The sequence below is a fragment of the Pseudarthrobacter xylosi genome (assembly GCF_055412765.1).
In genome coordinates this window covers 638612-650480 of sequence record NZ_JBVAYT010000002.1, presented here as the reverse complement: position 1 = coordinate 650480, position 11869 = coordinate 638612, and the positions used below count along the sequence as shown (strand labels likewise).

The following is an 11869-nucleotide window of genomic DNA, read 5'->3' as shown; positions in this document are numbered from 1 at the left end:
GGCTACGCTCCTGCCTGTTCGGTGGCGCTCTGGGTTCCGGCGGCCTGGGTTGCGGCGGCCTTTGCAAGGGCAACTGTCCGCTTTTCGATCCGCTTCTCCCCGGCGGGCACAACCACCACCCGCTGGACAAAAATGCCGGGCGTATGGACGTGCTCCGGGTCCAGTTCCCCCGGTTCCACAAGCTCCTCCACCTCGGCGATGGTGATTTTCCCAGCCATGGCGCAGAGCGGGTTGAAGTTCATGGCCGTGGCATGGAAGACCAGGTTGCCGTGACGGTCGCCTTTCCAGGCGTGGACCAGCCCGAAGTCCGGTGTCAGGGATTCCTCCAGGACGTAGTCCACGTTGTTGAACGTCCGCACTTCCTTGGCGGCGGAGGCAATGGCGATGCCGCCGTCGGCGTCGTACTTCTGCGGCAGGCCGCCGTCGGACACCTGCGTGCCGACCCCCGCCTTGGTGTAGAACGCGGGGATCCCGGCGCCGCCGGCTCGCAGCTTCTCCGCAAGCGTTCCCTGCGGGGTCAGCACCACCTCAAGTTCACCGGACAGGTACTGGCGCGCGAACTCCTTGTTCTCACCGACATAGGAACTGACGGTCCGCCGGATCCTGCCGTCGCGGAGCAGGACGCCCAGACCCCAGTCGTCCACGCCGCAGTTGTTGCTCACGGTTTCGAGGTCCCTGGTACCGTGCCGATGCAGGGCATCGATCAGCGCTACCGGGATTCCGCAGAGGCCGAACCCTCCCACCGCGAGCGACGCGCCGTCGGGAATGTCCGCAATGGCTTCCTCGGCGCTGGCAACAACCTTGTTGATCATCGTTGGTCCTTTCAAGGGACTCGACAGGCTCGACCACCGCGCAGCAGACTCGACCACCGCGTGGCATTCCCGACCAGCGGGCTTGTTACAGTCCGAGTTCGCGGGCGATCAGCATCAGCTGGACCTCCGTGGTGCCCTCCCCCACTTCAAGGATCTTGGAGTCGCGGTAATGGCGTGCCACGGTGAATTCGTTGATGAAGCCATAGCCGCCGAATACCTGGGTGGCATCCCGCGCGTTGTCCATGGCCGCCTCGCCTGCGACCATCTTAGCGATGGCGGCCTGCGTCTTGAACGGCTTCCCCGCCAGCATCCTCGACGCGGCGTCGTAGTAGGCCAGACGGGCCGTATGGGCCCGGGCCTGCATGCGGGCGATCTTGAACGAGATGGCCTGGTACTTGCCGATGTGGTGGCCAAACGCACTGCGTTCCTTGGCATATTTCACCGACAGATCAACACAGCCCTGCGCCGCCCCCGTGGCCAGCGCGGCGATGGCAATCCGGCCCTCGTCCAGGATGGAGAGGAAGTTCGCGTAGCCCCTGCCTTCCTCGCCGAGCAGGTTCGCCTCCGGCACCCGGACGTCCTTCAGCGTCAGCGGATGCGTGTCCGAGGCGTTCCAGCCCACCTTGTTATACGCCTTCTCCGCCCTGAAACCCGGAGTGGTGGTGGGCACCAGGATGGTGGAGATCTCCTTCTTCAAGCTCCCGTCCTTGCGCTCCTTCTGACCCGTCACGGCGGTGACCGTGACCAGGCGGGTGATGTCCGTGCCGGAGTTGGTGATGAATTCCTTGTTTCCGTTGATCACCCACTCGCCGTTCTCGCGATGGGCGTGGGTTTTGGTCCCGCCGGCGTCCGAGCCTGCTTCCGGTTCGGTGAGCCCAAAGCCGGCGAGCGCCTCGCCCGAGGCGAGCACCGGCAGCCACTCCTGCTTCTGGGCTTCGGTGCCGAACCGGTAGACGGGCATCGCACCGAGGGAGACGCCGGCTTCCAGCGTGATGGCCACGGACTGGTCTACCCTGCCCAGCTGTTCGAGGGCGAGCGCGAGCGCAAAGTAGTCACCGCCCATCCCGCCGTATTCCTCCGGGAACGGCAGCCCGAAGAGGCCCATGTCTGCCATCTGCTTCACGATTTCGTAGGGGAAGCTGTGTTCCTCATCGTGCTTGGCGGACACCGGGGCCACCACGTTGTCCGCGAAGTCGCGGACGGTGTCGCTGAGGTCCTGGTATTCCTCGCTGAGTTCAAAATCCGTCATGGCTAGGCTCCCTTGCCTGTGGTGTTGGAATCGGTGTTGGAATCCCTGTTGGAATCCTGAAGTGAATCCGCGGGTGAATCCGCGTCTGAATCGGTGGGTGAAGGGTGGATGGTGGCCAGAACCTGGTCCGCCTTGACCGGCTGACCGGCCTTGATGCTGATGTGGACCGTGCCTGCCACCTCCGCCACGAGCTGGTGTTCCATCTTCATGGCTTCCACGGAGAGGAGGACCTGGCCGGTTTCCACGGTGTCGCCGTTGCCCACGGCAACGGAAACCACCGTGCCCGGCATGGGCGAGCGCACCTCCGGGTCCGCGGTGCCTTCCTCGCGCTCGACGGCGGCGAGCACCCGGACGAGCCGCGACTCCCGTGTCAGCATCTCCAGCCGGCAAGCCCAGCCGCCGTTGCCGAGGAACAGTTCCGCGGGAACTCCGGGGGCGGGGTTGCCCGGCGTGAGGTTGACCGGTCCCGCGTCCGCCAGCAAGTACTCCGTGGTTTCGCCGTCGAGGGTAAGGACCAGGCTCCCGCGGCCCGGCAGCCGCAGCGAAGCCGTCCGCCATGGCCCCTCGCCGACGCGGACCTGGACCGGGCCGGCGGCCACTCGGCCTGTGAGACTTACTGTTGCGATACCGCCGTCGGGCGTTCCCAGGCTGATCCGGCGGGGCGCCGGCGCTCCGATCCGCCAGCCGTTGCTTGCCTGCCACGGACCGGAGGGCGTCACTGTACTGTCCTGTTCGCCGCTCACGACGGCGTACAGGGCGGCCGCGACCAGTTCGGCGTCGTCAGTCCGCCGGAAGGCTAAGTCCGGCATCCTGCGCTCGATCAGGCCGGTGTCGAGACGCCCGGCGCGGACGTCGGGGTCATTGATCAGCAGCCGCAGGTACTCAACATTCGTGTCGATGCCAAGTGCGGTATACCCGGCGAGCGCCGCGTCCAAGGTGTCCAGGGCAACGGTGCGGTCCGCGCCCCACGCGATGACCTTGGAAATCATGGGATCGTAGCTGGAGGAGATCTCCAGTCCCTCCAGCAGGGCCGAGTCCACGCGGATCCTGCCGGCTGAGTGATCCGGCATTTCGTCCAGCAGGAGCACGGTCCCGGTGGACGGCATGAAGTTCCGCTCCGGGATTTCCGCGTAGACGCGGGCTTCGACGGCGTGCCCGTTCAGTTCGACGTCGGCCTGGCGGACGGTCAGTTCCTCACCGGCGGCGATGCGGACCTGCCATTCGACCAGGTCCACGCCGGTGACCATTTCCGTAACCGGGTGCTCCACCTGGAGGCGCGTGTTCATCTCCATAAAGAAGAACTCGTCCGGGGCCTCGTCGGAGACCAGGAACTCCACAGTTCCCGCGCCGCTGTAGTGGACGCTGCGCGCGGCGTTGCAGGCGGCCTCGCCGATCCGCGCCCGGGTGGCGCCGCCGTCGTTCAATGCCTCAAGCAACGGCGACGGCGCTTCCTCAATGACTTTCTGGTGGCGGCGCTGCAGCGAGCACTCGCGCTCCCCCAGGTGGATGACGTTGCCGTGGTTGTCGGCCAGGATCTGGACCTCGATGTGCCGCGGGGTGCGGACCAGCCGTTCCAGGAAGAGGGTGTCATCGCCGAAGGCGCTGGCCGCGACGCGGCGGGCGGTGGCCAGCGTGGCTTCGAGGTCCTCGTGGCGTTCCACGATGTGCATGCCCTTGCCGCCGCCGCCCGCCGAAGGTTTGATGAGCAGCGGGAATCCGACGGCGTCCGCGGCCTCGATCAGCTGCGCGTCCGTCATGCCCGGCTCGGCGATGCCCGGCACCACCGGAACCCCGTAGCCTGCCACGTGGTTCTTCGACCGGATCTTGTCACCCATAACGTTCAGGGACTCGACGCCCGGGCCGATGAAGGTGATGCCGGCCGCTTCGAGGGCGCGGGCAAAATCGACGTTCTCGCTGAGGAAACCGTAGCCGGGGTGGACGGCCTCCGCGCCGGTGTCGCGGCAGGCCTGGAGGATGGCCTCGATCTTCAGGTAGCTCTCTGCGGCAGCGGCAGGGCCGATCCGCACGGCCGTGTCAGCCTCGCGCACGTGCCGCGCCCCGGCGTCGGCGTCGCTGTAGACGGCAACGGAACGGATGCCCAAGGCACGCAGGGTGCGGATGACGCGGCAGGCGATCTCGCCGCGGTTGGCGACAAGCACGGTGTTGAACAGCGGCTTGTGCCGGGTTGTTGACGGAACGGCGGGCAAGGAAACGGTCATCGCTGGCTCACATCCGGAAAAGACCGAAGGAGGTCTCCGGCAGCGGGGTGCGGGAGACGACGTCGAGCGCCAGTCCCAGGACGGTGCGGGTATCGGCGGGGTCGATCACGCCGTCGTCCCAAAGGCGGGCGGTGGAATAGTACGGGCTGCCCTGGTCCTCATACTGCTGTTTGATCGGGGCCTTGAAAGCTTCCTCATCCTCTGCGGACCATTCCTGGCCGGCCGCTTCGAACTGGTCACGCTTGACGGTGGCCAGGACGCCGGAAGCCTGGTTCCCGCCCATCACGGAGATACGGGACGCCGGCCACATCCACAGGAAGCGCGGCGAGTAGGCCCGCCCGCACATGGAGTAGTTGCCCGCGCCGAAGGACCCGCCGATCACCACTGTCAGCTTGGGCACCCGGGCGGTGGCCACCGCGGTGACCATCTTGGCGCCGTTCTTGGCGATACCGCCCTGTTCCGAGTCCTTGCCCACCATGAACCCGGAAATGTTCTGCAGGAAGACCAGCGGAATACCGCGCTGGTCGCAGAGTTCGATGAAGTGCGCGCCCTTGAGCGAGGACTCGCTGAAGAGCACTCCGTTGTTGGCCACGATCCCCACCGGGTGCCCGTGCAGCCTGGCGAACCCCGTGACCAGGGTGGTGCCGTACTCCTTCTTGAACTCGTGGAACCGGCTGCCGTCCACCAGCCTGGCAATGACTTCGTGCACGTCGTACTGCGCGTTGACGTCCGTGGGCACTGCCCCATACAGCTCGGCGGGGTCCGCAACGGGTTCGACGGCGGTGTCCACATCCCACGCGGGGGCGGCCGGCCTCGGCAGGGTGGCCACGATGTCGCGGACGATCTGCAGGGCGTGTTCGTCGTTCTCGGCGAGATGGTCCGTGACCCCCGAGATCCTCGAGTGCACGTCGCCGCCGCCGAGCTCCTCCGCGGTCACGATTTCACCGATGGCGGCTTTCACCAGCGGCGGACCACCCAGGAAGATGGTGCCCTGGTTCCGGACGATGACTGTCTCGTCGCTCATGGCCGGCACGTAAGCGCCGCCGGCGGTGCAGGAGCCCATGACGGAGGCGATCTGGGGGATCTTCGCGGCAGACATCTTCGCCTGGTTGAAAAAGATCCGGCCGAAGTGCTCCTTGTCCGGGAACACCTCGTCCTGCTTCGGAAGGAACGCCCCGCCCGAATCCACCAGGTAGATGCAGGGCAGCCGGTTCTCCAGGGCGATCTCCTGGGCGCGGAGGTGCTTTTTCACCGTCATCGGGTAGTAGGTGCCGCCCTTAACGGTGGCGTCGTTGGAGATCACCAGCACCTGGCGGCCGTGCACCAGGCCGATCCCGGCAATGACCCCGGCACCCGGCGACTCATTGTTGTACATACCGTTGGCCGCTAGCGGAGCGATCTCCAAGAACGGGCTGCCGTCATCGAGCAGCCGGTCGATGCGTTCGCGGGGCAGCAGCTTCCCGCGGCCCACATGTCGCTCCCGCGACTTCTCCGGCCCACCCAACGCGGCGTCAGCCAGCCTGGCCCTGAGTTCGGCGGCTAGCGCGAGCTGCGCAGCATTGTTTGCAGCAAACACTTCACTTGCGGCATCAAGCCGGCTGGCGAGGGTCTCCATCGACTGCGTCCGTTCATTATCTTCGTGAAAGCCACCAAGGCTCCGGCGAGAGCTGCAAAAGCCGTGCTCGGTTAATGCTTTATAACTGGAAATCAGGTTAGTCTTTATTAACTGTGATGTCCAACACAACAGGACGTTGCTAGAATTTGCTGGTCCTAGGAGGAAAAGCGTGCCCACCACCCGACCGGTCAAGCCGTCCACACCGGCCATGGCAGCCCAGCCGGATTCAGCAACGCTGCCCGTTCCCGGTACCCCACGGAGCCAGGCGAAGGAGATCCGACGCCAAGCGTTGCTGGCTGCCGCTGCTTCACTCTTCGCCGTGAACGGATTCAACAAAGTGTCGCTGGAAGACCTGGGCGCCGCGGCAGGCGTCAGCGGCCCGGCCGTCTATCGCCACTTCCAGGGCAAGCAGGCTGTGTTGGGGGACCTGCTGCTCACCGTCAGCCGTGATCTGCTTGACGGCGGCCGGCGCGTTATTGCCGAGACCACGGACCCCCTCGCAGCGCTCCGCAGGCTGGTGGGGTTCCAGGTGGAGTTCGCACTGGGAAAGCCGGACGTGATCCGCGTGCAGGACCGGGATTTCAGCAACCTCAGCCAGAAGGACCAGTCCGAGGTCCGTGCGCTGCAGCGGAACTACGTGGAGATTTGGGTGGAGGTCCTGGCTCTGCTGCATCCGGGCACCGACGCCGTCGAACTGCGGATGCGGGCCCACGCCACATTCGGTCTGATCAACTCCACGCCGCACTCGGTACGGAACCACGGCCGCAAGATCGCGCATAAAACGGCCCGGCCGCTTCTCGAGAGTATGGCGCTGGCAGCACTGACGGTGGACGTTCCCGAGACCGCCCCCCAGTAGTTTTGTCCAGATACAGCGAAGTATGCCGCCTCCCAGTCGCTGTACCTGGACAAAACTCAGGTGTTAGACCATGGTGAGCACCATGCCGGGTTCAGCCAGGATGGCACCAATATCGGCAAGGAACCGAGAGCCCTGCTCCCCGTCCACCAGGCGGTGGTCAAAGGACAGGCTCAGCGTCATGACCTGACGCAGCGCCACCTCATCCTGGAATTCCCACGGCATCTTCCGCACGGCCCCCATGGCCAGGATGGCGGCCTCACCGGGGTTCAGGATGGGCGTGCCCGCGTCGATGCCGAAGACCCCGATGTTCGTGATCGAGATGGTGCCACCGGACAGGTCGGCCGGGGCGGTCTTGCCGGCCCGCGCCGTCTCGGTCAGCCCGGTCAGGGCTTCCGAGAGTTCCAGCAGCGACAGGGTATCCGCGTCCTTGATGTTCGGCACGGTGAGCCCCCGGGGTGTCGCTGCGGCGATGCCCAGGTTCACGTAGTTGAACTGCACGATCTCCTGGCTTGCCTCCTCCCACCGCGAGTTCAGCGACGGGTTCCGCCGCAGCGCGATCAGCACCGCCTTGGCCACCAACGTCAGCGGCGTGAGCTTGTAGCCGGAAAAGGCCCGGCTCGTTTTCAGCTTGGCCAGCAGGTCCATGGTGGGCGTGACGTCCACCGTGAGGAATTCCGTCGCATGGGGAGCCGTGAACGCACTCGCCACCATCGCGGCCGCCGTAAACTTGCGGACGCCCTTGATGGGAGTGCGTACTTCCCGGCCGCCCTGTGCCGCCAGTCCCGCGCGGGACGGCGTATCCGAAACTGCGGATAGGTGGCGCACCGGCGCCGACCGCCCGCCGCCAACAAAATTCTGGACGTCCTCCCGCGTGATGAGTCCGCCGGCTCCGGTGCCCGCCACCGCGTTCAGTTCGACGCCGAGGTCCTTGGCCAGTTTCCGGACCGGCGGCGTGGACCGTGGCCGCTCGGAGGTGTCGGCGGGATTGGTTTCGACCGGCAGGGTTTCGAGCGGCAGGGTTTCGACGGGCTCAACCATCGAACCACGTACAGGCTCAAACACCGGGGTTGTGAAGGTGCGGGCCCGGCGGGCGGGCCGGCCTGAGCTTTCGACGACGGCGCCGTACCCCACCAGGTTCGGCTCGCGTTTTGCGGCGCCCGCCACAGCAGTGGCCGCCCCCGCGGGCGCAACCCCAGCGGGCGCAACCCCTGAAGGTGGGGCGCCGCCGTCGTCCGCTACTTCGAAGGAGACGATCGGCTTGCCGACCTCCACGATTGTTCCGGGTTCTTCATGGAGCGCAGCGATCACGCCCGCGAAAGGTGAGGGCAGCTCCACTACGGCTTTTGCGGTTTCCACCTCGGCAATGACCTGGTTCAGGGTCACGGTGTCCCCCACGGCCACTTTCCAGCTGAGGATTTCGGATTCCGTGAGGCCTTCGCCGAGGTCCGGGAGCCTGAATTCCTTGATCATGGTGGCGCTCATCCTTCCAGCCCGCTGAGGGAGTTCGGGCGTCCGAGAGCGCGGTCCACGCCGTCGAGGATCCTGTCCAGGCCAGGCAGGTGGTGCATTTCGAGTTTGGAGTACGGGTAGGGAATATCGAACCCGGTGATCCGGACGGGGGCGGCTTCGAGGTGATGGAAGCACCGCTCCGTGATGCTGGCTGCAACCTCGGCGCCCGGGCCACCGGACTGGCCGGCTTCATGGGTGACTACCAACCTGCCCGTCTTCCGGACGGACGCTTCAACGGTGGCGTAATCCACGGGTGCCAGCGAGCGCAGGTCGATGACCTCGATGGAGATGCCTTCGTCGGCGGCGGCGGTTGCTGCGTCGCGGGCCGTCTTCACCAACGGGCCGTAAGCCACGAGCGTCACGTCAGTGCCCTCGGTGACAACGCGGGCGGTGTCCATCGGCAGCGCGGTGCGCGGATCGATGCCCTCATCCACTTCACCCTTGTCGTGGTAGCGGCGCTTGGGTTCGAAGTACAGCACCGGGTCATCGGACAGGATGGCCTGCTGGATCACCGTGTAGGCGTCCTGCGGGTTGGAGACACTGACCACGCGAAGCCCCGATGTATGTGTGAAGTACGCCTCGGGCGATTCGGAGTGATGCTCGGGCGAGCCGATGCCGCCCCCGAACGGGACCCGGATGGTGATGGGCATCTTCACGGCCCCCTGCGTGCGGTAGTGCAGCTTCGCCACCTGGCTCACGATCTGGTCGAAGGCAGGATAGATGAAGCCGTCGAACTGGATCTCCACCACCGGGCGGTAGCCGCGGTACGCGAGGCCGACGGCGGTGCCCATGATGGCCGACTCGGCCAGCGGCGTATCCACCACACGGTGGGTGCCGAAATCCTTCTGGAGGCCGTCGGTCACCCGGAAAACACCGCCGAGAGTGCCGATGTCCTCGCCCATGAGGATGACTTTCGGATCATTTTCGAGGGATTTGCGCAGGCCGGAATTGATGGCACGGGCAAAGGTCATCTGGGTCATCAGCGTGCACCTTCTTGTGAGGTGGCTCCCGCGGGATCGCCGAAGGAAGCCAGGTAACGGGCGTAGTGGTCCTGCTGCCGGTCAAGCCACGAGTTGGGCTCGCTGTAGACATGCTTGAAGATGTCCATCGGCTCCGGATCCGGCATGCCGATGCAGCCCGACCGGATGTCGCGGGCCACGGCCTCTGCCTTGTTGTGAACGTGCTGCTGGACCTGATCCGTGAGCAGGCCCTTGCGTTCCAGCAGGGCCTTGACGCGCTGGATGGGGTCCTTCGCGGCCCAGTCCTCCAGCTCGTTGGCGTCACGGTAGCGGGTGGGATCATCGGCAGTGGTGTGCGGTCCCATGCGGTACGTGACGGCTTCGATGAACGTGGGTCCGCCGCCATGCCGGGCACGGTCCAATGCCACGCGGGTGGCTGCCATAACGGCCAGGACATCATTGCCGTCCACCCGGAGGCTCGGAATGCCGAAACCAATGGCCCGGTCCGCGATCTGGATGTGGGACTGCAAGCGCACAGGCTCCGAAATGGCCCAGTGGTTGTTGGAGCAGAAGAAGACCACGGGCGCCTGGAAGCTGGCGGCAAAGACCATGGCCTCGTTGACGTCGCCTTCGCTGGTGGCACCGTCGCCGAAGTACGTCACCGCCACCGAGTCCGCGCCGTCGTTCTGGATGCCCATGGCGTAACCGGTGGCATGCAGCGTCTGCGCGCCGATAATGATCTGCGGGGTGGCCATATTCACGGTGTACGGATCCCAGCCTGAGGAGGCCGTGCCACGCCATACCCGGGTGATGTCCGTCAGGTCCACGCCGCGGCAGTACGCCACACCGTTTTCCCGGTAGCTGGAGAACACAAAGTCGTCCTCGCGCAGGGCCCTGCCGGAACCGACCTGCGCCGCCTCCTGCCCCAAGAGCGGGGGCCACAGACCGAGCTCGCCCTGACGCTGGAGGGCGGTGGCTTCAACATCGATCCGCCGGATCACCGTGAGGTCCTCGTAAAGGGAACATAACTGCTCATCCCCGATGTCCTTTACCCAGGGATCGAACTCCGGGTGGCTGATCCGCTCCCCTGCCGGGGTAATGAGCTGGATCAGGTTCCTGTCTGTAGACACGATGGCACGCAACCTTCTCACGTCGTTTGACCGGAGCCTGGGGACTTGTGGTCCCGCCCGCCGCCGGCCGCCCGGGCGCCGTTGCCCCGGATATTTGTGACCCTACTCACAATGCTCAATGGGTACAACCACCGCGCCGGATACTGCGCATAATGCCCTGTCTGGGCGGTCCCCATCGTGCTAACGTTGCGCATTATGCAAGCTTTGGATGGCACAGACACGCGGCTGCTCTCGGCCCTGGCCCGCGACCCCCGGCGGACGGTGGTGGCGTTGGCCCAGAAGCTGGGGCTCTCCCGGAACACCGTGCAGGCGCGCATGGCCCAGCTGGAGAAGAAGCACGTCTTCCTGTCCTTCGAACGGCGGATCAACCCGGTGTCACTGGGCTATCCGCTGATGGCGTTCATTTCCGTCCATGTCCAGCAGCAGAAACTGGGGCAGCTGGCCCATGACCTCGCCGGCATACCGGAAATCCTGGAAGGCTACGGCCTCACCGGCTCCGCTGACCTCCTGCTCCGCGTGGTGGCACTGGACGCCGAGGACCTCTTCCGGATCAACGGGAAAATCCTGGCGTGCGATGGAGTGGAACGGACGGACACCGCACTCGCCATGGGCGAACTCATCCCCTTCCGCATCCAGCCGCTGCTTGAGCGGGGATCCGGAGACGCCTAGGGCCGGCAGCCCTTATTATTACTCCGATACCCAGCCCCGGCGGGGTGGGTTATAGGCTGTTCCAAGGTGAATCCATGGGTGCCGTTCAGCGGCTCCCAACAATAAGGCAGTGCCAGTGCGTTGCCGGAAAGGCTCCATCGTGAGCAATCCTCAGGAACCGTACCAGCCGGTCCAGCCGGCGGCCTGGCCCGCACAACCAGCAGGGCAGCCCGGCAACCCCGGACAGCATGGCGCCCCACCACTGCCCGGTAACCCGCCACATTGTGCGCCGGGGCAATACGGTCCCCCGTCGCAGTTCGGGCCCCCCGCACAGTACGGGGCACCTGGCCAGTACTCGTCAGAGGGGCCGTTCGGCCTGCCCGGACAGGAACCCCCGGCGCGAAACCGCCGGAGGCTGTGGACCATCCTCGGCATTGTGGGCGGCGTCCTGCTGCTGGCGGTCGTCGGTATGCTCATCCTGGTCACCGTTGTCAACGGAGCCACCAACCATGCACGGGGCCTGGCTGACGGCTTCACGAAGCTGGTGATTGCTGGCGACAGTTCCAAGGCCTACGACGACTATCTTGACCCCGCCCTCCACGAACAGCTGACCAAGGAAGAATTCATCGCCGGCATCAAGACGCTGAAAATGGACAACACCTGCAAGCCGGCCTACAACGAGGTGAAGGCCAGCACCGAGAACGGCACGAAGGCGGCCGATGTGGCCGGCCTCATCACCTGCGACGGCGACAAGAAGATCGACCTCGCCTACCGCTTCGAAGGCGCCGACGAGCTGAAAATGATCAACATCAAACTCAAGCCCCAGGCCTAGGACCGGGGACCAAGACCGAAAAGAGCCCCCGCAGGTGCGG

10 protein-coding genes are annotated in these 11869 nt (G+C 65.6%); 3 read left to right on the top strand and 7 right to left on the bottom strand.

Annotated features, from left to right (window positions below):
• Positions 1–2 precede the first annotated feature (2 nt).
• The 4 genes from ACZY1F_RS07000 to ACZY1F_RS06985 all read right to left on the bottom strand — a co-directional run bounded on the left by ACZY1F_RS07000 (position 3) and on the right by ACZY1F_RS06985 (position 5895).
• Entirely contained in the window at positions 3–812 is an 810-nt protein-coding gene (locus tag ACZY1F_RS07000) for a CoA transferase subunit A (RefSeq protein WP_463941033.1), read from the bottom strand.
• An 85-nt stretch (positions 813–897) separates the two neighbouring features.
• A complete protein-coding gene (locus ACZY1F_RS06995) occupies positions 898–2061 on the bottom strand; it encodes an acyl-CoA dehydrogenase family protein (RefSeq protein WP_463941032.1) in 1164 nt (387 codons plus the stop codon).
• A 2-nt stretch (positions 2062–2063) separates the two neighbouring features.
• Entirely contained in the window at positions 2064–4280 is a 2217-nt protein-coding gene (locus ACZY1F_RS06990; protein ID WP_463941031.1) for an acetyl/propionyl/methylcrotonyl-CoA carboxylase subunit alpha, read from the bottom strand.
• A gap of 7 nt (positions 4281–4287) precedes the next feature.
• Entirely contained in the window at positions 4288–5895 is a 1608-nt protein-coding gene (locus ACZY1F_RS06985) for a carboxyl transferase domain-containing protein (protein WP_463941030.1), read from the bottom strand.
• A 208-nt stretch (positions 5896–6103) separates the two neighbouring features.
• Between ACZY1F_RS06985 and ACZY1F_RS06980 the strand changes: the two genes are divergently transcribed.
• Complete coding sequence (locus ACZY1F_RS06980) at positions 6104–6751, top strand: SACE_7040 family transcriptional regulator (RefSeq protein ID WP_463941142.1); 648 nt, start codon at positions 6104–6106, stop codon at positions 6749–6751.
• A gap of 63 nt (positions 6752–6814) precedes the next feature.
• Here ACZY1F_RS06980 and ACZY1F_RS06975 read toward each other — a convergent pair whose 3' ends face one another.
• From ACZY1F_RS06975 to pdhA, 3 genes are read right to left on the bottom strand one after another with little or no spacing between them, the layout of a single operon-like run.
• Positions 6815–8233 carry a dihydrolipoamide acetyltransferase family protein gene (locus ACZY1F_RS06975; protein ID WP_463941029.1) on the bottom strand — a complete coding sequence of 473 codons (1419 nt, stop codon included), beginning with the start codon at positions 8231–8233 and terminating at the stop codon, positions 6815–6817.
• On the bottom strand, positions 8230–9240 hold the full coding sequence (locus ACZY1F_RS06970; protein ID WP_463941028.1) for an alpha-ketoacid dehydrogenase subunit beta: 1011 nt from the start codon (positions 9238–9240) through the stop codon (positions 8230–8232). Before ACZY1F_RS06970 ends, ACZY1F_RS06975 begins: the two co-directional genes overlap by 4 nt.
• Positions 9240–10349, bottom strand: a complete 1110-nt coding sequence (gene pdhA, locus ACZY1F_RS06965) for a pyruvate dehydrogenase (acetyl-transferring) E1 component subunit alpha (RefSeq protein ID WP_463941027.1) — start codon at positions 10347–10349, stop codon at positions 9240–9242. Before pdhA ends, ACZY1F_RS06970 begins: the two co-directional genes overlap by 1 nt.
• Before the next feature lie 195 nt (positions 10350–10544).
• Here pdhA and ACZY1F_RS06960 point away from each other — a divergent pair, with 195 nt between their 5' ends.
• Together ACZY1F_RS06960 and ACZY1F_RS06955 are read left to right on the top strand one after the other, a co-directional pair.
• On the top strand, positions 10545–11018 hold the full coding sequence (locus tag ACZY1F_RS06960) for an Lrp/AsnC family transcriptional regulator (RefSeq protein ID WP_463941026.1): 474 nt from the start codon (positions 10545–10547) through the stop codon (positions 11016–11018).
• Between the two features lie 139 nt (positions 11019–11157).
• Positions 11158–11829, top strand: coding sequence for a hypothetical protein (locus ACZY1F_RS06955; RefSeq protein ID WP_463941025.1), 672 nt, complete (start codon positions 11158–11160; stop codon positions 11827–11829).
• Positions 11830–11869: the final 40 nt, after the last annotated feature.